This is a genomic window from Streptomyces sp. NPDC046261 (genome assembly GCF_040646235.1).
In the GTDB taxonomy this organism is placed as follows: domain Bacteria; phylum Actinomycetota; class Actinomycetes; order Streptomycetales; family Streptomycetaceae; genus Streptomyces.
In genome coordinates this window covers 383,820-403,400 of the sequence record NZ_JBEYZU010000004.1, presented here as the reverse complement: position 1 = coordinate 403,400, position 19,581 = coordinate 383,820, and the positions used below count along the sequence as shown (strand labels likewise).

Below are 19,581 nucleotides of genomic sequence, written 5' to 3'. Positions count from 1 at the left end.
GCAATCCATCCAGCGGCGCCTGTACGGCCCGGACGGCACAGCATGGCAGGGGTCGGGCCGTGGCGCGAATCACCCGGCACGGCTCTTTCGGCCCTCTGACATGCCGGTAGATTCAAGCCTCTGGACGACCCAGTCTGAAACTTGTTCTAGATTAGCGCGACCCGTTACGCTCCGGCGGAACAGCCAGCGAGAAGGAGGCCGGAGTGACCGCTGAGGCCACGGAGGCATCGCTCACGCGAGACCGCAGCAGCCTCCGGGACAGGAGCGGCGGCGGGGACGGCGAACGGCCGCTGCGCATCGCACTGCTCACCTACAAGGGCAACCCCTTCTGTGGCGGTCAGGGCGTCTACGTACGCCACCTCTCCCGCGAACTCGCCCGCCTCGGCCACACCGTCGAGGTCATCGGCGCCCAGCCGTACCCCGTGCTCGACACCGACGACGCCCCGGCCGGCCCGCAGGCGAGCCCCGCCCCCGGCCGCGTGACGCTCACCGAGCTGCCCAGCCTCGACCTCTACCGCCAGCCCGACCCCTTCCGCACCCCGGGGCGCGACGAGTACCGCGACTGGATCGACGCGCTGGAGGTCGGCACGATGTGGACCGGGGGCTTCCCCGAGCCGCTGACGTTCTCGCTGCGCGCCCGCCGCCATCTCGCCGCCCACCGTGGCAGGTTCGACGTCGTCCACGACAACCAGACCCTCGGCTACGGCCTCCTCGGCGGCCCCGGCGTCCTCGGCGCCCCCCTGGTCACCACCATCCACCACCCCATCACCGTCGACCGGCAGCTGGAGCTGGACGCCGCACCGGACTGGAAGCGCCGCGCCTCCGTGCGCCGCTGGTACGGGTTCACGCGCATGCAGAAGCGCGTCGCCCGGCGGCTGCCGTCCGTGCTCACCGTCTCCGGGTCCTCCCGGCAGGAGATCGTCGACCACCTGGGGGTGGATCCCGGCCGAATCCACGTCGTCCACATCGGCGCCGACACCGGCCTGTTCTCGCCCGACCCCGCCGTCGCCGAGATACCCGGCCGCATCGTCACCACCTCCAGCGCCGACGTCCCCCTCAAGGGCCTCGTCCACCTCGTCGAGGCGCTGGCACAGGTCCGTACGGACCACCCCGGCGCCCACCTCGTCGTCGTCGGCAAGCGCGCCGAGAACGGTCCCGTCGCCACCGCCATCCGGCGGCACGGGCTCGAAGGCGCCGTCGAGTTCGTCAAGGGCATCACCGACCGCGAACTCGTCGACCTGGTCCGCTCGGCCCAGATCGCCTGCGTCCCCTCCCTGTACGAGGGCTTCTCCCTGCCCGCCGCCGAGGCCATGGCCACGGGCACCCCGCTGGTCGCCACCACCGGCGGCGCCATCCCCGAGGTCGCCGGCCCCGACGGCGAGACCTGCCTCGCCGTCCCGCCGGGCGACGCGGGAGCGCTGGCCGCCGCCCTCGGCCGCCTCCTCGGCGACCAGGACCTGCGCCGCCGCCTCGGCGCCGCCGGCCGCGAGCGCGTGCTCGCCAGGTTCACCTGGCGCCAGGCTGCCATCGGCACCGCCGAGCACTACCGCAGGGCGATCGCCCGCGCGGGCGCCGCCCGCCGGGCCGGCGGCGCGTAGTGGCCGCCCCGGCACACCCCGCCCCGCCCTCCCGCCGTCCCCTGTCCCCGAGCGCCACCACCCTGTCCCGTCGGACGAAAGCAAAAACGTGCTGACCGTCGATTTCTCCCGCTTCCCGCTCGCCGCAGGCGACCGCGTCCTCGATCTGGGGTGCGGCGCGGGCCGGCACGCCTTCGAGTGCTACCGGCGCGGCGCCCAGGTCGTCGCCCTCGACCGCAACGGCGAGGAGATCCGCGAGGTCGCCAAGTGGTTCGCCGCCATGAAGGAGGCCGGCGAGGCCCCCGAAGGGGCCACCGCCACCGCCATGGAGGGCGACGCGCTCGCGCTGCCGTTCCCCGACGACAGCTTCGACGTCGTCATCATCTCCGAGGTCATGGAGCACATCCCCGACGACAAGGGCGTCCTCGCCGAGATGGTGCGCGTCCTCAGGCCCGGCGGCCGCATAGCCGTCACCGTCCCCCGCTACGGCCCGGAGAAGGTCTGCTGGGCGCTCAGCGACGCGTACCACGAGGTCGAGGGCGGCCACATCCGCATCTACCGGGGCGACGAACTGCTCCGCAAGATGGAGGAGGCCGGTCTCAAGCCCTACGGGACCCACCACGCCCACGGCCTGCACAGCCCCTACTGGTGGCTCAAATGCGCCTTCGGGGTCGACAACGACAAGGCGCTGCCGGTCCGCGCGTACCACAAGCTGCTCGTCTGGGACATCATGAAGAAGCCCAAGGCCACGCGGATCGCCGAGCAGCTCCTCAACCCGGTCATCGGCAAGAGCTTCGTGGCCTACGCGACCAAGCCGCACCTGCCCGTGGGCGCCGCCGAGTGACCGCTTTCAGCCGGGGCCCCGGCCGGACCGAACGCCTCGTCCTGCCCGGCGTCCTCACCGCCGAACAGGCCGAGCGCACCGTGGCGGGCATCGCCGCAGCCCAGCGCCCCGACGGCGCCATACCGTGGTTCCGCGGCCACCACCTCGACCCGTGGGACCACGTCGAGGCCGCCATGGCCCTGGACGCCGCCGGCGAGCACGTCCGCGCCGCGGCCGCCTACCGCTGGCTCGCCGACCACCAGAACCCGGACGGCTCCTGGTACGCCGCCTACGCCGACGGCGCCGCCGACGAGCCCACCGACCGCGCCCGCGAGACCAACTTCGTCGCCTACGTCGCCGTCGGCGTCTGGCACCACTACCTCTCCACCGGCGACGACGCCTTCCTCGACCGCATGTGGCCGACCGTCTTCGCCGCCGTGGAGTTCGTCCTCCAACTCCAGCAGCCCGGCGGCCAGATCGGCTGGAAGCGCGAGGCACCCGAGGACGGCGGCGAGGACGTCGCCGACGCCCTCCTCACCGGCTGCTCCTCCATCCACCAGGCGCTGCGCTGCGCCCTGGCCATCGCCGAGCACCGCGAGGAGCCCCAGCCCGACTGGGAGCTGGCCGTGGGGCAGCTGGCCCACGCCATCCGCCACCACCCCGAGCGGTTCCTGGACAAGAGCCGCTACTCCATGGACTGGTACTACCCCGTCCTCGGCGGCGCCGTCACCGGCGCGGCCGCCAAGGAGCGCGTCGAAAGCCGCTGGGACGACTTCGTCGTGCCCGGCCTCGGGGTGCGCTGCGTCCTGCCCAACCCCTGGGTGACGGGCGGCGAGAGCTGCGAGCTGGCCCTGGCGCTGTGGGTGATGGGCGAGTCCGACCGCGCGGTGGAGATCCTCCAGTGGATCCAGCACCTGCGTGCCGAGAACGGCATGTACTGGACCGGCTACGTCTTCGAGGACGAGGCGGTCTGGCCGGAAGAGCTCACCACCTGGACGGCGGGCTCGCTGCTGCTGGCCACGGCGGCGCTGGGCGGCGACGAGGCCACGACGGCGGTCTTCGGCGGCGAACGCCTGCCCGCTGGGCTGGAGCCCGACTGTTCGTGCGGCGGTCAGCGCTAGGCGGTGGATCGTGCCCCTGCCCCGCCCTGTCACCGTTTCTTGTCCTCAATCGCCGGACGGGCTGAAAATCAGCCCGTCCGGCGATTGAGGACCGGGGTCCGGGGCGGAGCCCCGGTTCGGGAAGGGGCGGGGCGGGGCAAAATCTCTCGAACGGCACCCGTCGGTCAACCTAAAGTGGCGTCATGACTCGCCTTTCTTATGACCGTTACTGCGAAGAGATCCTCACCCAGACCGATCTCCTGCGCGACGCCCTCCGCCGCGGCGACCTCACCGCCAAGACGCCGACCTGCCCCGACTGGACCCTCGCCCAGCTCGCGCTGCACGTCGCCAGCGCCCACCGCGGCGTCGAGGAGATGGTGCGCGAGCGGGTCAAGGAGTTCACGATCCCCACCGACGACACGGGCGGTACGGCCGGGGCCGAGAAGTTCGACGCGGACTCGCTCGACGCCCACCTGGAGGAGGGCGCGCGGCAGCTGGTGGAGACCCTGCGTGAGGCGGGCCCGGAGGCGGAGGTGTGGAGCTTCGGGGCGGAGCAGAACGCCAGCTTCTGGGTCCGCCGCATGACGCACGAGACCGTGATGCACCGCGCCGACGTCTTCGCGGCCGTCGGCGCCGAGTACACCCTCGATGCGGCCGTCGCCGCCGACTGCCTCGACGAGTGGCTGGAGATCGTCACATCCCCGCAGGCCGTCGCGTACAAGCCGGAGCTGGGGGAGCTCACCGGCCCGGGCCGCACCCTGCACCTGCACGCCACGGACTGCACCGCGGAGCTGAACGCCGAGTGGTTCATAGACGCCACCGGGGCGCCGGTCACCTGGCGCCGCGCCCATGAGAAGGCGGCCGTCGCGTTGCGCGGTCCGTTGACCGACGTCCTGCGGGTGTTCTACCGGCGCTCGCCCGTGGACGGCGGCGGGGTCGAGGTCCTCGGGGACCGCGGGGTCCTCGACTTCTGGCTGGAGCGGGCCAGCTTCTGATGCTCACCGGACGCCCGCTGCCCCGCCGCGCGCGGTCGGCCGCCGCCCTGCTGCTCGTCGCCGCGCTCGGCGCCGGATGCGGCGGGGGCGGTGAGGCCGGCGGCAGGCCCGGGGCGGCGGGCGCGCACGACGAGCTCTTCCCCCGCCTGGGCAACGGCGGCTACGACGTCGGCCACTACGGCCTGACCCTCGACTACGAGCCGGAGGGCAACCGTCTCCGCGCCACCGCCGTCATCACCGCCCGGGCCACCCAGCGCCTGAGCGCCTTCAACCTCGACCTCACGGGCCTGACCGTCCGCGGCGTCCGCGTGAACGGCGAGCCGGCCCGCTGGACGCGCAAGGGCGCCGAGCTGACCGTCGAGCCGGACAAGCCCCTCGCCAAGCACCGCACGTTCGAGACGACGGTCGTCTATGACGGGCGGCCGCGGGCGGTCAAGGACGCGGACGGCTCCACGGAGGGCTGGGTCGAGACGGACCACGGGGCGGTGGGCCTGGGGCAGCCCACGGGCTCGATGGCCTGGTTCCCCGGCAACCACCACCCCTCCGACAAGGCCGCCTACGACATCGCGGTGACCGTGCCGAAGGGCTTCACGGCCGTCGCCAACGGCGAGCTGAAGGGCACGCGGGACACGGGCACGGGGGACGCCCGGCGCACCACCTTCACCTGGCACAGCGGCGAGCCGGTGGCCAGCCATGTGGCCAGCGTCGCGGTGGGCGAGTTCCGGGTGACGACCTCCCGGACACCGGACGGCCTGCCCGTGTACGTCGCCGCGCACCCGGCGGAGACGGGGTCGGCGGCGAAGGTGGCCAAGCTGATCCCCGAGGTCCTTCAGTGGCAGAGCGGCCTGTTCGGCCCGTACCCCTTCTCGTCGACGGGCGCGGTCGTCGACCGCAATCCGTACATCGGCTACGAACTGGAGACGCAGCCCAAGCCGTACTTCCACGGCGCTCCCACCGACAAGCTCGTGGTGCACGAGCTGGCCCACCAGTGGTTCGGCAACTCCCTCACGCCCCGCGAATGGTCGGACATGTGGCTGAGCGAGGGGTTCGCGCAGTACGCCGAGTGGATGTGGGAGGAGAAGCGGGGCGGGCGGTCCGTGCGGCAGATCTTCGACGACTACTACGACGGCAAGGATCCGGAGAGCAAGGGCGAGGACGGGGAGAGCATCTGGGACTTCCCGCCGTCCGAGCCCGAGGCGGAGACGGTCTCCGGCCTGCCCGTGTACGGCCGGGGCGCCATGGTGCTGCACAAGCTCCGCGAGAAGGTCGGCGACCGAGCCTTCTTCGCCCTGGTACGGAACTGGACGGCGCGGTACCGCCATCAGAACGTCTCCACGGAGCAGTTCGTGGAGTTCTGCGAGGACGCGGAGGACGTCGGTGACGTCTTCGACGTCTGGCTGTACGGCGAGGGCAAGCCCGCCGTCAGGCGTTGAGCTCCGCGAGGAGGCGCAGGGTCGCGGGGTCCGGCGCGGTGACCAGGAGGTCGGTGACCGGGCCCGCGCGCCACAGCTCCAGGCGTTCGGCGATCCGCTCGCGGGGGCCGACCAGGGAGATCTCGTCGGCGAAGGCGTCGGGCACCGCCGCGACGGCCTCCTCCCGCCGCCCGGCCAGGAACAGCCGCTGGATGTGGCGGGCCTCCTCCTCGTAGCCCATGCGTGCCATGAGGTCGGCGTGGAAGTTGCGGGCGGCGTGGCCCATGCCGCCGATGTAGAGGGCCAGCATCGTCTTCACCGGCCGCAGCCCCTCGGTGAGGTCCTCGCACAGGCGTGCCTGGGCCATCGGGGCGACCATGAAGCCCTCGGGGACGCCGTCGAGGGCGGCGGCGTACAGGCCGGCGCGCGCGGGCGACCAGTACAGGGGGAGCCAGCCGTCGGCGATGCGGGTGGTCTGGGCGACGTTGCGGGGCCCCTCGGCGCCGAGCAGGACGGGCAGGCCCGGGCGCAGGGGGTGGGTGATGGACTTGAGCGGCTTGCCCAGTCCGGTGGCGCCGGGGCCGGTGTAGGGGAGCGGGTGGAAGCGCCCGTCGAGGGCCACGGGGGCCTCCCGCCGCAGCACCTGCCGGACCAGGTCCACGTACTCCCGGGTCGCCGTCAGCGGGCTTTGGGGGAACGGGCGTCCGTACCACCCCTCCACGACCTGAGGTCCCGACAGCCCCAGCCCGAGCAGGACGCGGCCGCCGGAGAGGTGGTCGAGGGTCAGCGCGTGCATGGCCGTGGCGGTGGGCGAGCGGGCCGCCATCTGGGCGACGGCGGTGCCGAGCCGGATGCGGCTGGTGTGCGCGGCGATCCAGGCCAGCGGGGTGAAGGCGTCCGAGCCCCAGGACTCGGAGGTCCACACGGAGTGGTAGCCGAGCCGTTCGGCCTCCCGGGTGAGCGCGAGGTCGCGCGCGCCGGGCCGGCGGCCCCAGTAGCCGAGGGCGAGACCGAGCCGCATGGAGCCTCCCTCATCCATCTGACGAAGCGTCAGGTAGGCGAGGGTAGGCCCGCCGGGCGCGGGGCGACAAGACGGCGGCCCGCCGGGAAGAACCCGGCGGGCCGCCTGACGGGAGGTGCGGGGCTCAGCCGCGCTGGATGCCCGTGGTGTCCTGCAGGAGGCCACGGCGGCCGTCCTGCGTCTGCGCGACGAGCGCCGGACCGCGCTGGTCGACCGCGAGGTACCAGGTGCCGGGCGCGAGCTCGGCGATCTGGCTGGGGGAGCCGTCCTCCGCGAACAGCGGGCGGTTGACCGGCACCGCGAACCAGAACGGGGCGAAGTCGCCACCGGCGGCCGGGGCCGGCTGACCCGCGGCGGCGGGCTGCGGAGCGGCCGCGGCGCCGCCCTGGTGGGGCTGGGCCTGCGCCGGGTCCGGCTGGGCACCGTACGGCTGCGGGGCCTGCGCACCGTAGGGCGCGCCGGCGCCCGGCTGCATGCCGCCCGGGCCGGGGTAGCCGTAGCCCTGGTTGGGGGCGACGCCGTACGGCTGCGCGGCGGCCGGACGCGGGGCGCCCATCAGCGGGGCCTTGAGCGCCGGGGTGCGCGGCGTGAGCAGGGCGACGGCGGCGAGCACCAGGTTCGCGATCAGCGCGAGGATCTGGCCGACGCCGGGCGAGATCTGGTCCACGTCCGGACCACCGAAGATCGTCCACAGCGAGGACCACGCGGCGAACACGGCGAGCGCCATGCCCCACTGGTCGAGGCCCAGGCCGATGACCTTGCGGCCCTCGGGCTGGAAACGGGCGACGACGACCAGCGCGGCGGCGATGATTCCGGCGAGGAAGATCGACGGCAGTACGGGGAAGAGTTCAGGCTTCCAGCCGATCGGCTCCTTGGGGCAGTTGATCGCCGACCCGCAGTCGTACGAGCGGAAGCTGAGGAACGAGGCGATGAACAGCAACACCGCTGCTCCGATCACCACGCCGTCGCCTCGAGTGAGGGAGCGGATGTTCACCTAAAATCCTTTGTCAGTGCTTGTCGGGGCTGTCAGTAATCGTCGCTGTCGCCGGTACGCGAGATGCGGGGGCGCGGGGGTGGCGGCCACCCATCGTACGGGGAACCTATCTCCTGGACGTCCCGGGCGTCCCCTTCGTATCACCCTCGTGACACGGCCGTGGCCTGCCGGTACTTACCCGCGGTACTTACCCGCGCAAGAAGTCCCTGATGCCGTCCGCGATTCCCTGCGCCGCCTTCTGGCGCCATGCCGCGTCGGTGAGCAGGGCCGCGTCCTGCGCGTCGCGCATATTGCCGCATTCGATGAAAACCTTGGGAATCGTCGACAGATTGAGCCCGCCGAGATCCCCGCGCGTGTCGAGTCCCGTGCCCTTGCCGATGTAATTCGACGGGGCACTGCCGGTGGTGCGGACGAAGTTCCCCGCGATGCGCGCCCCCAGTTCCTTCGACGGCCCGACGATGGCCGAGGTGTCCGCCCGTCCGCCGCGCACGGATGCGGGCAGGATCACATGGAAGCCCCGGTCCCCGGCGCCCGCGCCGTCCGCGTGGATGGACACCGCGGCGTCACCGTGCGCCGCGTTGCCGATCTCGGCCCGCTCGGGCACGCACGGCCCGTACGGCCGGTCCCCGTCGTGGGTCAGCACGACCTTGGCGCCCTGCTCCTGCAGGACCGCGCGAAGCCGGTGCGCCACGTCCAGGGTGAAGGCGGCCTCGGAGTAACCGGAGTTGGTCTCGGTGCCGGTGGTGTCGCACTCCTTGCGGCCCGTGCCGATGTCGACCTGACGGTTGATCTCGGCGGTGTGCTGGGCGTTGCGGGTGTTGTGGCCCGGGTCGACCACGACGACCTTGCCCTTGAGGGGGCCGTCGGCGGCGCCCTGGGGCGCCGCGGCCGGTGTCGGCTCCGCCGGCCCGGAGGGCGAAGCGGCCGAGGGCGCTGCGGGTGCCGTGGGCTCCGCCGGCCGCGAGGGCTGGGGCCGCGGCGCCGGGCGGGCCGTGGCCGGGGACGACGCGGCGGCCGCGGACCTCTCGCCGGCGCCCTCGCCGCCGGAGCCGTCGGAACAGCCCGCCAGCCCGGCCGCCAGGAACAGCACTGCCGCCCCGGCGACGAGACGCGGGGTCATCTGGGAACCGCTGCCGTTGGACACGCGGGCGATGCTAGCGCCGCCGCTCAGATTCCGAGACCCGTACGCCGCAGTACGCGCAGCGACCGCGTCACAGAGACCTCGGTGAACGCTCCCGACTCCACAGCCCTGCGGTACACGCGGTACGGGGCCTGTCCGCCGTCGGCCGGATCGGGGAAGACGTCATGGATGACGAGCAGTCCGCCGGGCGCCACGTGCGGGGCCCAGCCCTCGTAATCGGCGCTCGCGTGCTCGTCGGTGTGCCCGCCGTCGATGAAGACCAGCCCCACGGGCCGGCCCCACACCCGTGCCACCTGCGGCGAGCGCCCGACCACGGCGACGACGTGCTCCTCGAGCCCGGCCCGGTACAGCGTCCGCCGGAACGTCGGCAGTGTGTCCATCCGCCCCACGCCCGGCGCGTCGTCCACCAGGGACGCGTCGTGGTACTCCCACCCGGGCTGCTGCTCCTCGCTGCCGCGGTGGTGGTCGACGGTCACCACCACGCCTCCCGCCGCGCGGGCCGCCCCGGCGAGCAGGATCGTCGAACGCCCGCAGTAGGTCCCCACCTCCACCAGCGGCAGCCCCAGCCGCCCGGCCTCCTCGGCCGCCGCGTAGAGGGCGAGCCCCTCGTCCACCGGCATGAATCCCTTCGCCGTCTCGAAGGCGGCGAGTATCTCGGGCGTGGGAGCCATGGCTGTCCTGATCCTCCGGCTGCGTGGGGGCGCGTACGCCGCCCATGCTGCCGCACGGCGCGGCGGCGGCCGGGGGCGGGGGCCGCCCCCTTACAGCCAGCCGTTCTGACGGGCCGCCCGCACCGCCTCCATGCGGTTGCGGGTCTGGGTCTTGCCGATGGCCGCCGAGAGGTAGTTGCGGACGGTCGCGGGGGAGAGGTGGACCCGGGCGGCGATGTCGGCGACCGTGGCGCCGTCGACGGCGGCGCTGAGGACGTCGCGCTCGCGCTGGGTGAGGGGGTTCGGGCCGGCGCTCAGAGCGGCGGCGGCCAGCGCCGGGTCGATGACGCGGTCGCCGGCCAGCACCCGGCGGATGGCGGCCGCGAGGTCCTCGACCGGGCCGTCCTTGACCAGGAAGCCGGACGCGCCGGCCTCCATGGCACGGCGCAGATAGCCGGGGCGGCCGAACGTGGTCAGGATCAGCACCTTGCACCCGGGCAGGCGGGAGCGCAGGTCGGCGGCGGCGTCGAGGCCACTGCGGCCCGGCAGTTCGATGTCCAGCAGGGCCACGTCGGGGCCCGTGGCCAGGGCTTGGGGGAGGATGTCGTCGCCGTTGCCGACCTGGGCGACGATCTCGATGTCCTCCTCCAGACCGAGCAGCAGCGCCAGCGCGCCCCGCATCATCCCCTGGTCCTCCGCCAGCAGTACCTTGATCAGCTCGCTGCTCACGCGGCCCGCTCCTCCTCGTCGCTCTCGTCCACCGGAAGTTCCGCCACGAGGCGGAAACCGCGCCGCCCGTCGGGGCCGGACGTCAGGGAGCCGCCGGCGGCGGCCAGGCGCTCGGTCAGGCCCTTCAGACCGGTGCCGCCGGTGCCGCCAGTGCTGGCCGCCGCGCCCGTCGGTCCGTCCGACCCTACGCCGCGCCCGTCGTCGGTGATCTCCAGATGGACCCGGTCCGGCTCCCCCCGCACCTCGACGACGCACGTGTCCGCCCCGCTGTGCCGTACGACGTTGGTGACGCCCTCGCGCACCACCCACCCGAGCAGGGCGGCCGTCTGGGGCGGCAGCGGGGGGCCGGACTGCCGGACGTCGGCGGCTATGCCCGAGGCGTCGAGCAGGGACCGGGCGCGCTCGAGCTCGGTGGTCAGGCTGCCCTCGCGGTAGCCGGTCACGGCCTCGCGGATCTCGGTGAGGGCCTGCCGGCCCACGGCCTCGATGTCCGCGGCCTGGCCCAGCGCCGCGTCCAGGTTCCGGGGCGCCAGGCGGCGTACGGCCTCCGCCTTGACCACGACCACGGACATGGTGTGGCCGAGCAGGTCGTGCAGGTCGCGGGAGAAGCGCAGGCGTTCGCGCTCGACGGCGGCGTGGGCCAGCTGCTCGCGGGTGGCGCGCAGCTCGGCGACGGTCTCGGAGAGGTTGAGGATGGCGGAGGCGACGAGCCCGGACAGCGAGGTGCCCCAGGCGATGGCCAGCACGTTCTGCGTACCGGTCTGGACGGACAGGATGACGCCGACCGTGGTGCCGTAGAAGCCCATCGCGACCGACAGCCAGCGCCCCCTGTCGCGCAGCGCCACCCCGGCGGCCAGCGACAGCAGCGGGAAGCACAGCAGCCAGTCGCCGCCGTAGCCGATGGACATCGCGTAGGTGAGAAGGGTCAGCCCGCCCAGCGTGACCAGCGGCGTGCGGCGCTCGCGGCGCCGCGGGTCGAGGCCGGTGACGACCGTGACGAAGTAGAGCACGAGGAAGGCCAGTACCCCCGCTCCGCCGAGCCAGGGCAGGGCGACCTCGCCCTGGAAGAGGTCGATGACGTCCCCGGTCAGGATGAATATCCAGGGCAGGAACGTCCGCCACGTCGGCGCCTTGAGCCGGCCCGTCCCCGCGAGGCCGGGCCTGCCGCGCCCGGACCCCTCCATGCTGTGTTTCATGCTTCGACCCTAAGGAACGCCACCGGCGCGGGGCAGTCGCGTATGTCCCCGGTCGCTCATGACATTTGTCTTTCCCCACCTGACATTTGTCTTCCCACGCCCCGTGCCATCGGCTATACATGGGCGATTGGGTAGAACGCGTTCTAGTCCTCGTCAGACGGGAGAACGAGACCTCCATGCCCATCGACCCCGCCAAGGCCCTCGCCGCCGCGCCGCGCGTCGCCCCCCTCGCCTGGGGCCCGAAGGACATCCTGCTCTACCACCTCGGCATCGGCGCCGGCATCCCCGCCACCGACCCCGACGAGCTCCGCTACACCCTGGAGAGCCGCCTCCACGTCCTGCCCTCCTTCGCGACCGTCGCCGGGGGTGGCATGGCCGGGTCCGGCCTGGCCACCCCCGGCATCGACGTCGACCTCGCGGCCGTCCTGCACGGCGGACAGACCCTCACCCTCCACCGTCCCCTGCCGGTACGCGCCACCGCCGCCACCCAGACCGCACGCGTCGCCGCCGTCCACGACAAGGGCAAGGCGGCCGTCATCGTGCTGCGCGCGGACGTCACGGACGACGACGGGCAGCCGCTGTGGACCAGCGTCAGCGACATCTTCGTCAAGGGCGAGGGCGGCTTCGGCGGCGAGCGCGGCCCCGCACGACCGCCGCGCCCCGAAGCCCCCGCCGCGGCACCCGACCTGACGGTCGAGCGGCACGTCCGCGAGGACCAGGCCCTCCTCTACCGCCTCTCCGGCGACTGGAACCCGCTCCACGCCGACCCCGAGTTCGCCAAGCTCGCCGGCTTCGAGAAACCGATCCTGCACGGCCTGTGCTCGTACGGCATCGTCCTCAAGGCCGTCGTCGACACCGCCCTCGGCGGCGACGTCGCCCGCGTGCGCTCGTACACCACCCGCTTCGCCGGCGTCGTCCACCCCGGCGAGACCCTGCGCGTACGCATGTGGCGCGACGTGCCGGGCCCCGGCCGTATCCAGGTGACGGCCACCGCCGTCGAGCGGGCGGACGCCCCCGTCCTCACCGACACGGTCGTCGAACACAGCTGACAGCCCCCGTGACGCAGCCCGCTTCGCCCGCGAAGGGAGCACCCCCATGCGCGCCGCCGTACAGCTCGAGACAGGCCAGGACAAGCTCGAAGTCCTCGACGACGTCGAAGCCGTGGGCTTCGGCCCCGGCAAGGTCAGAGTGCGCCTGCGGGCCGCCGGGCTGTGCCACTCCGACCTCTCCGCCATGTCCGGCGTCCTGCCCCAGCCCGCGCCCTTCGTCCCCGGCCACGAAGGCGCCGGCGACGTCGTCGAGGCCGGGGACGGCGTCACGCACGTGAGGCCCGGCGACCGGGTCATGCTCTGCTGGCTGCCCGCCTGCGGCAGCTGCCCCTCCTGCCGGCGCGGACAGAGCCACCTCTGCCTCGCCGGGTTCATGAACTCCGGCACCCCCAACTTCCGGCGCCGCACCACCGACGTCTTCGGCTTCGCCGGCACCGGCGCCTTCGCCGAGGAGGTCGTCGTCGGCGCCGGATGCGCCGTGCCCGTCCCCGACGACGTGCCGTACGAGATCGCCGCCCTCATCGGCTGCGGCGTCACCACCGGACTCGGCGCCGCCCTCAACACCGCCCGCGTCCACGCCGGTTCCTCGGTCGCCGTCATCGGCTGCGGCGGCGTCGGGATCGCCGTCGTCCAGGGCGCCCGCGTCTCGGGCGCCGCCCGGATCGTCGCCGTCGACCCCGTCGCCTCCCGCCGCGAGGCCGCCCTGCGGTTCGGGGCCACCGAGGCCGTCGCCCCCGAGGGCCTCGCGGACGCCCGGACCCGCGTCACCGGCGGTGAGGGCTTCGACTACGTCTTCGAAGTCGTCGGCACGTCCGCCACCGCACGCGGCGCCTACGAGGCCACGCGGCGCGGCGGCACGCTGTGCGTCGTCGGCGCCGGGGCGCTGGACGACCACTTCCGGATCAACATGTTCGAGCTGTTCTTCGACGAGAAGAAGATCCTGCCGTCGCTGTACGGCGGTGGCGACGTGCTGCGCTCCTACGAACGCGCCATCGCCCTGTGGCGGGCCGGCCGCATCGACCTCGAGGGCCTGATCACCCACCGCGTCCCGCTCGCCCACATCAACGACGCCATCGACCAGATGCGCACGGGCGAGGCACTCCGCACCTGGATCACGCTGTGACCGGCCCCGCCCCGCACCGGGCCCTACTGCACGGCAGGACCGCGATCGTCACCGGCGCCGGGCGCGGCCTCGGCCGCGCCGAGGCCCTCGAACTCGCCCGCCTCGGCGCCGCCGTCGTCGTCAACGACTACGGCCGGCCGGGCCGCGACGGCTCCGGCGAGGCGTCCGCCGCCCCCGCCGAGGCCGTCGTCGCCGAGATCCGCGCGGCGGGCGGCCGAGCCACCGCCCACGTCGGCGACGTGGCCGACTTCGACCAGGCCCGGGAACTCGTCCGGCTGGCCCTGGACACCTACGGCTCCCTGGACATCCTCGTCAACAACGCCGGCATCCTGCGCGACCGCATGGTCTTCTCCATGACCGAGGACGAGTGGGACACGGTCGTCCGCGTCCACCTGAAGGGCCACTTCAACACCGTCCGCTTCGCGGCCGCCCACTGGCGGGAACAGTCGAAGGCGACGGGCGGCGCGCCCGTCCACGGACGGATCGTCAACACCTCCTCCGAGGCGTTCCTGGCCGGCTCGGCCGGTCAGCCGAACTACGCGGCGGCCAAGGGCGGCATCATCGGCCTCACCACCTCCACGGCCCAGGCGCTGCGCAAGTACGGGGTCACGGTCAACGCGATCTGCCCACGGGCGCGGACCCGCATGACGCAGGACGTCTTCGCGGGCACCGCCGCCCCCGCGGACGGTGGAATCGATCCGCTCGCACCCGAGCACGTGTCACCGCTGGTGGCCTATCTCGCGTCACCGGCCGCGGCCGGGGTGAGCGGTCAGGTCTTCGTGGTGCACGGCGGGACGGTCGCCGTCATGGAGCGGCCCAGGGTGGCGGCGAAGTTCGACGCGAAGGCGGAGGTCTTCGGAGTCGAGGAGCTGGACGCCGTTCTGACGCCGTATTACGCGGCGCGCCCGCCGCGCGAAGGCTTCGCCGCGCCGGAAGTGCTGGGGCTGAGGCGGGGGTGAACTTGCCCCTGCCCCGCCCTTTCACCGTTTCTTGTCCTCAAACGCCGGACGGGCTGGCTGTGCCGTGTCCTCAAACGCCGGACGGGCTGGAAAATCCAGCCCGTCCGGTATTTGAGGATCAGCCGGCGTCGGCGCGGCGGTGCTTGCCGAGGGCGGGGGCGCGGTTCTCGTCCGGGGACGCCGGACCGCGGTGCCTGCCGGTGCCGGCGGCTGCGGCCTGGGCGGACGCCTCAAGGGGGCGCGCCTCGGTCGTGTCGGTTCGGGCATCGGGCATGGGGAAGTCACTCCGTCGGAAAGGGGATGCGTGCTCTGCGCGTCGGGGCCACAGCAGTGGCGCACGGCGGCGCGGGCAACACCGGAAATCCGGATGTCAACACGCCTTCCACGCATGACCGTTCCACTCACCTCGGTTCACCCGGGTGCCCGGACGGTACGGCTGTGCGGCCCCCGCCCAAGTCTAACGGGACCTTGATCACCGAGCCACCCGCACTCGCAGGTGTGTCCGCTTATTACGGCGTACGGGTCGTCACGGCGTACGGGCGCAGGGCGCCTGCTGCAACGGCACGGGCCGGGGCGCCGGCACCGTCCCCGCCCCCTCGGCCTCGCCGGCCTCCGCGTCGCTCTCCGTGTCCGCGTCCAGGTCCGTCGCCGCGGACGCCGTCGTCCGTCCGTCGGTCCCCGCCACGAGCACGTCGCCGTCCTCCGACAGCCGCAGCCGCGCCAGCCCGCACGGCACGCCCGGCGTGACGAACGGCAGTTTCAGCTCCCCCTCCGCCGTCCACAGCCCGGCCCCCGCCAGCCAGCCCGCCGGGCCCTGGAACTGCTGCAACTGCTTCTTCGCCGGCCGCCACACCCCGAGCCAGCTGCTCACCGGCCCCCGGTCGATGCGGAACGCCACCGAACTGGCCTCCGGCGCCAGCCCCTGCCCCGGCTGCGCCGCGAAGGGCGTCAGCGTCGCGTCCGCCAGCAGCAGGCACTCGGGGAAGCGCACCGGCCGGGCGGAGCCGAGCACGCCCCAGCCCAGCCGGTCGATGCCCGGCGCGTCCGAGCGCACGATCAGCAGGCCGCTGTCGGGCTCGGCCAGCAGCAGCCGGTCGTTGCTCTTCTCCGTGATCTGCAGCAGCGGGCTGGTCTCGCCGCCCCGGCCCAGGTCGACGACGACGGCCTTCGTCAGCCCCTCCAGCTCCCGGTCCAGCGCCAGCAGCCGGCCCGTGCGGTCCAGCCAGGCCCCGCCCTCGCACCGGCCCGGCACCGTCGCCAGCAGCTCGGGCCCGCTCGTGCAGCCGTAGACCCGCCAGAGCGTGGTCTGCTGCTCGCCGTGCACGAGGGCGAAGGCCGACGAGCCGTCCGGCGCGGGCGGCAGCAGGGACAGCCGCGGGCACTCGATCGCGCCCAGCGGCAGCTCGCCGGTGCCCGGCCCGGTGGGGTAGAGCAGCGAGAGCGCGTAGCGCTCGGCGACGCGGCGCCTGATCAGCACCCGGCCGTCGGACAGCGGCAGGACCTCGCTGTCGGGCTCCTCCGGCTGGGTGCCGGGCAGGGACACGGCGTAGGGCTCGGGGCCGTCGAGGGTCCAGCGCTCCGGGAACCAGCCGTCCGTGCCGCGCCCGAGCGCCAGCCAGGCCGCGTACGAGCCGTCCGCCGTGACGGTGAACGCCGGCCGCCGCGCCTCCACCGGCGGGCCACTCCGCAGGGTGGTTTGAGCGGCGCTCTGGGCACTGTGGGGAGCACAGACCGTCATGAGAAACGTCACCTCCGGCACAGAACGTAGTTATCGCGGTCGCAACGCGACCCCGCCACCCCCGGCGCTTCACGCGTAAGGGTGTGGCTTATCCGGTTCGCCTGAGGGGCGGGGGGTGGGTGTGCTTCATCCGTTCCGGCTGTTTAAGGTAAGGCCAGCCTAAGTGGCCATCCGAGTGGCTGACCTGGGCCGACCCGGCATGCCCTGAGCCGTCTGTGCTTGCCGGGCTGCTTGTGTCTCCCCGCTGGCCCCACCCCCGGCGCCCGGCCCCACCCGGCCGCCGGCCCCCCCACCCCGTACAGGAGTCCCCGATGTCCCTGCGCCGCCGCGGTACCGCCGCCGTCGCCCTGTCCATAGCCACCGCGCTCTCGCTCACCGCCTGCGGTTCGTCCGGTGACGGCGACGACAAGGCGGGCAAGGACGGCGGCGCCGGTTCGAAGTCCGTCGCCCAGGGCGGCAAGGACTTCGGGAAGGCCGCCGAGGAGACCGCGAAGATGGGCACGGACGCCCAGCCGGGCCAGTTCCCGCGCACCGTCACCCACGCGCTCGGCAAGACCGAGATCAAGGCGATGCCCCAGCGCGTCGTCGTCCTCGACGTCGGCGAGCTCGACAACGTCGTCTCCCTCGGCATCAAGCCCGTCGGCTGGGCCCCCAGCGAGGGCAGCAAGGACATCCCCGAGTACCTGAAGAAGGACATCGGCGAGCCCAAGAGCGTCGGCACCATCAACAACCTCAACCTCGAGGCCATCAACGAGCTCAAGCCCGACCTCATCCTGGGCAGCAAGCTGCGCGCGGAGAAGAGCTACAAGGACCTCTCCAAGATCGCCCCGACCGTCTTCTCCCTCCGCCCCGGCTTCACGTGGAAGGAGAACTACCTCCTCAACGCGGCCGCCCTCGACAAGACGGCCGACGCCAAGAAGCAGCTCGCCGACTACGAGGCCAAGGCGAAGAAGCTGGGCGAGGACGTCGGCGAGAAGAAGCCGACCATCAGCATGGTCCGCTACCTGCCGCAGTTCACCCGCCTGTACGCCCAGCAGTCCTTCATCGGCACCATCCTCAAGGACGCCGGCCTGCCCCGGCCGAAGATCCAGCAGGCCGACAAGCTCGCCGAGGAGATCAGCCCCGAGAACATCGACAAGGCCGACGGCGACTGGATCTTCACCGGCGTCTACGGAGACGTCGAGAAGACCAAGCGGAGCTCCGCCGAGGACAACCCGCTGTGGAAGAACCTCGAAGCGGTCAAGAAGGGCCAGGCCAAGGACGTCCCCGACGAGACCTGGTACCTGGGCCTGGGCGTCACGGCCGCCAACAGCGTCCTGGACGACCTGCGCGGCTTCCTCGTGAAGTAACGCCTGACGTAACGCCTGACGTAACGCGTGAAGTAACGCGTGAAGTGAGCCGCCGCACCGGATCCCACGGATCCGGTGAACAGCGGGAGTCGTACGGGCACGGGAGCCAGGTAGCCTTTCCCCGTGCCCGTACTGTCTGAAGTCATCGCCGCCCTCGACGCCCTGTGGCCCCCGGAGCGGGCCGAGCAGTGGGACGCCGTCGGTACGGTCTGCGGCGACCCCGACGCCACCGTCGGCCGGGTCCTGTTCGCCGTCGACCCCGTCCAGGAGGTCGTCGACGAGGCCGTACGGCTCGGCGCCGACCTGCTCGTCACCCACCACCCGCTCTACCTGCGCGGTACGACGACGGTCTCGGCCGCCACCTTCAAGGGCCGCGCCGTGCACACCCTGATCAAGCACGACATCGCCCTGCACGTCGCGCACACCAACGCCGACCGCGCCGACCCCGGCGTCTCCGACGCCCTCGCCGGCGCCCTCGACCTGCGCGTCACCGGCCCCCTCGTGCCGGACTCGTCCGACCCCGCCGGCCGCCGCGGCCTCGGCCGGATCTGCGAGCTCGACCCGCCGATGAGCCTGGCCGACTTCGCCGACCGCGCCGCCAAGCGCCTGCCCGCCACCGCGCAGGGCATCCGCGTCGCCGGCGACCCCGGGCGCACCGTGCGCACCGTCGCCGTCTGCGGCGGCTCCGGGGACTCCCTCTTCGACGAGGTACGGGCCGCCGGCGTCGACGCCTACGTCACCGCCGACCTGCGCCACCACCCCGCCTCCGAGGCCCAGCAGCACAGCCCGCTCGCCCTGGTGGACGCCGCGCACTGGGCCACCGAGTGGCCCTGGACCGAGCAGGCCGCGGCCCAGCTCGACGAGATTTCCGACCGCCACGGCTGGGGCCTGCGCACCCATGTCTCCCGCACGGTCACCGACCCCTGGACCGCCCACGCGGCGTCGTCCGCCCATCACCACTAAGAGGAGCCCCCAAATAAACGCCGCGCCCGCCGACCAGATCCGCCTTCTCGACCTCCAGGCCCTGGACGTCCGTCTCACCCAGCTCGCCCACAAGCGCACGAGCCTGCCCGAGCACGCCGAGATCACCACCCTCGAGGGCGACCTCGCCCAGCACCGCGACCTCCTCGTCGCCGCGCAGACCGAGGAGAGCGACTGCGCCCGCGAGCAGAAGAAGGCCGAGCAGGACGTCGACCAGGTCCGCCAGCGCGCCGCCCGCGACCAGCAGCGCCTGGACTCCGGCGCCGGCATGTCCCCCAAGGACCTGGAGAACCTCCAGCACGAGGTCGTCTCCCTCGCCAAGCGCCAGGGCGACCTGGAGGACGTCGTCCTCGAGGTCATGGAGCGCCGCGAGTCCGCCCAGGAGCGGGTCAAGGAGCTGACCGGCCGCGTCGAGTCCGTCCAGGCCAAGGTCGACGACGCCGTCGCCCGCCGCGACGCCGCCACCGAGGGCATCGACGCCGAGATCACCACCGTCACCAAGGAGCGCGAGCTGATCGCCGCCTCCATCCCCGCCGACCTCATCAAGCTGTACGACAAGCTCCGCGCCCAGTCCGGCGGCGTCGGCGCCGCCCGCCTCTACCAGCACCGCTGCGAGGGTTGCCGCCTGGAGCTGAACATCACCGAGCTCAACGAGGTCCGCGCGGCCGCCGCCGACGCCGTCGTCCGGTGCGAGAACTGCCGCCGCATCCTGGTCCGTACGCCCGAGTCCGGCCTGTAAGCCCC

The 19,581-nt window shown here is 73.2% G+C and carries 19 protein-coding genes; 11 read left to right on the top strand and 8 right to left on the bottom strand.

The window, feature by feature from the left end; all coding sequences use genetic code 11:
• Window positions 1-203: 203 nt before the first annotated feature.
• The 5 genes from ABZ956_RS11180 (at window position 204) to ABZ956_RS11160 (ending at window position 5,928) form a co-directional block, all read left to right on the top strand.
• Window positions 204-1,598, top strand: coding sequence for a glycosyltransferase family 4 protein (locus ABZ956_RS11180; protein WP_361890338.1), 1,395 nt, complete (start codon window positions 204-206; stop codon window positions 1,596-1,598).
• An 88-nt stretch (window positions 1,599-1,686) separates the two neighbouring features.
• Window positions 1,687-2,421 (top strand): class I SAM-dependent methyltransferase, encoded by a 735-nt coding sequence (locus tag ABZ956_RS11175; RefSeq protein WP_361890336.1) that lies wholly within the window; start codon window positions 1,687-1,689, stop codon window positions 2,419-2,421.
• Window positions 2,418-3,521 carry a prenyltransferase gene (locus ABZ956_RS11170; protein WP_361890333.1) on the top strand — a complete coding sequence of 368 codons (1,104 nt, stop codon included), beginning with the start codon at window positions 2,418-2,420 and terminating at the stop codon, window positions 3,519-3,521. The genes ABZ956_RS11175 and ABZ956_RS11170 overlap by 4 nt, the downstream gene beginning before the upstream one ends.
• Window positions 3,522-3,703: 182 nt before the next feature.
• Window positions 3,704-4,495, top strand: coding sequence for a maleylpyruvate isomerase family mycothiol-dependent enzyme (locus ABZ956_RS11165; protein WP_361890330.1), 792 nt, complete (start codon window positions 3,704-3,706; stop codon window positions 4,493-4,495).
• Window positions 4,495-5,928: a M1 family metallopeptidase gene (locus ABZ956_RS11160; RefSeq protein ID WP_361890327.1), complete on the top strand. Its 1,434-nt coding sequence runs from the start codon at window positions 4,495-4,497 to the stop codon at window positions 5,926-5,928. The genes ABZ956_RS11165 and ABZ956_RS11160 overlap by 1 nt, the downstream gene beginning before the upstream one ends.
• Here the strand turns inward: ABZ956_RS11160 and ABZ956_RS11155 are convergent.
• The 6 genes from ABZ956_RS11155 to ABZ956_RS11130 form a co-directional block, all read right to left on the bottom strand.
• Window positions 5,918-6,928, bottom strand: coding sequence for an LLM class F420-dependent oxidoreductase (locus ABZ956_RS11155; RefSeq protein WP_361890324.1), 1,011 nt, complete (start codon window positions 6,926-6,928; stop codon window positions 5,918-5,920). The two genes, ABZ956_RS11160 and ABZ956_RS11155, sit on opposite strands and share 11 nt — an antisense overlap.
• A 124-nt stretch (window positions 6,929-7,052) precedes the next feature.
• Window positions 7,053-7,922, bottom strand: a complete 870-nt coding sequence (locus ABZ956_RS11150; protein ID WP_361890321.1) for a hypothetical protein — start codon at window positions 7,920-7,922, stop codon at window positions 7,053-7,055.
• A 187-nt stretch (window positions 7,923-8,109) separates the two neighbouring features.
• Window positions 8,110-9,066 carry an N-acetylmuramoyl-L-alanine amidase gene (locus tag ABZ956_RS11145; RefSeq protein WP_361890318.1) on the bottom strand — a complete coding sequence of 319 codons (957 nt, stop codon included), beginning with the start codon at window positions 9,064-9,066 and terminating at the stop codon, window positions 8,110-8,112.
• Window positions 9,067-9,089: 23 nt separating this feature from the next.
• On the bottom strand, window positions 9,090-9,734 hold the full coding sequence (locus ABZ956_RS11140; protein WP_361890315.1) for a class I SAM-dependent methyltransferase: 645 nt from the start codon (window positions 9,732-9,734) through the stop codon (window positions 9,090-9,092).
• Window positions 9,735-9,824: 90 nt separating this feature from the next.
• Window positions 9,825-10,430: a response regulator transcription factor gene (locus tag ABZ956_RS11135; RefSeq protein ID WP_361890516.1), complete on the bottom strand. Its 606-nt coding sequence runs from the start codon at window positions 10,428-10,430 to the stop codon at window positions 9,825-9,827.
• Between the two features lie 8 nt (window positions 10,431-10,438).
• Window positions 10,439-11,638 (bottom strand): histidine kinase, encoded by a 1,200-nt coding sequence (locus ABZ956_RS11130; RefSeq protein ID WP_361890312.1) that lies wholly within the window; start codon window positions 11,636-11,638, stop codon window positions 10,439-10,441.
• A gap of 176 nt (window positions 11,639-11,814) precedes the next feature.
• On the opposite strand from ABZ956_RS11130, the gene ABZ956_RS11125 reads away from it, so the two are divergent.
• From ABZ956_RS11125 to ABZ956_RS11115, 3 genes are read left to right on the top strand one after another with little or no spacing between them, the layout of a single operon-like run.
• On the top strand, window positions 11,815-12,687 hold the full coding sequence (locus ABZ956_RS11125; RefSeq protein WP_361890309.1) for a MaoC/PaaZ C-terminal domain-containing protein: 873 nt from the start codon (window positions 11,815-11,817) through the stop codon (window positions 12,685-12,687).
• A gap of 46 nt (window positions 12,688-12,733) precedes the next feature.
• A complete protein-coding gene (locus ABZ956_RS11120; RefSeq protein ID WP_361890306.1) occupies window positions 12,734-13,810 on the top strand; it encodes a Zn-dependent alcohol dehydrogenase in 1,077 nt (358 codons plus the stop codon).
• A complete protein-coding gene (locus ABZ956_RS11115) occupies window positions 13,807-14,769 on the top strand; it encodes a 3-oxoacyl-ACP reductase (protein WP_361890304.1) in 963 nt (320 codons plus the stop codon). Before ABZ956_RS11120 ends, ABZ956_RS11115 begins: the two co-directional genes overlap by 4 nt.
• 118 nt (window positions 14,770-14,887) lie before the next feature.
• Here the strand turns inward: ABZ956_RS11115 and ABZ956_RS11110 are convergent, their stop codons facing one another.
• A complete protein-coding gene (locus tag ABZ956_RS11110) occupies window positions 14,888-15,043 on the bottom strand; it encodes a hypothetical protein (protein WP_361890301.1) in 156 nt (51 codons plus the stop codon).
• A 252-nt stretch (window positions 15,044-15,295) separates the two neighbouring features.
• On the bottom strand, window positions 15,296-16,507 hold the full coding sequence (locus ABZ956_RS11105; RefSeq protein WP_361890298.1) for a hypothetical protein: 1,212 nt from the start codon (window positions 16,505-16,507) through the stop codon (window positions 15,296-15,298).
• Window positions 16,508-16,818: 311 nt separating this feature from the next.
• Between ABZ956_RS11105 and ABZ956_RS11100 the strand changes: the two genes are divergently transcribed.
• The 3 genes from ABZ956_RS11100 to ABZ956_RS11090 all read left to right on the top strand — a co-directional run bounded on the left by ABZ956_RS11100 (window position 16,819) and on the right by ABZ956_RS11090 (window position 19,576).
• Complete coding sequence (locus ABZ956_RS11100; RefSeq protein WP_361890295.1) at window positions 16,819-17,856, top strand: iron-siderophore ABC transporter substrate-binding protein; 1,038 nt, start codon at window positions 16,819-16,821, stop codon at window positions 17,854-17,856.
• Between the two features lie 123 nt (window positions 17,857-17,979).
• Window positions 17,980-18,819 carry a Nif3-like dinuclear metal center hexameric protein gene (locus tag ABZ956_RS11095; RefSeq protein ID WP_361890292.1) on the top strand — a complete coding sequence of 280 codons (840 nt, stop codon included), beginning with the start codon at window positions 17,980-17,982 and terminating at the stop codon, window positions 18,817-18,819.
• A 13-nt stretch (window positions 18,820-18,832) separates the two neighbouring features.
• Entirely contained in the window at window positions 18,833-19,576 is a 744-nt protein-coding gene (locus ABZ956_RS11090; RefSeq protein ID WP_361890513.1) for a C4-type zinc ribbon domain-containing protein, read from the top strand.
• Window positions 19,577-19,581: the final 5 nt, after the last annotated feature.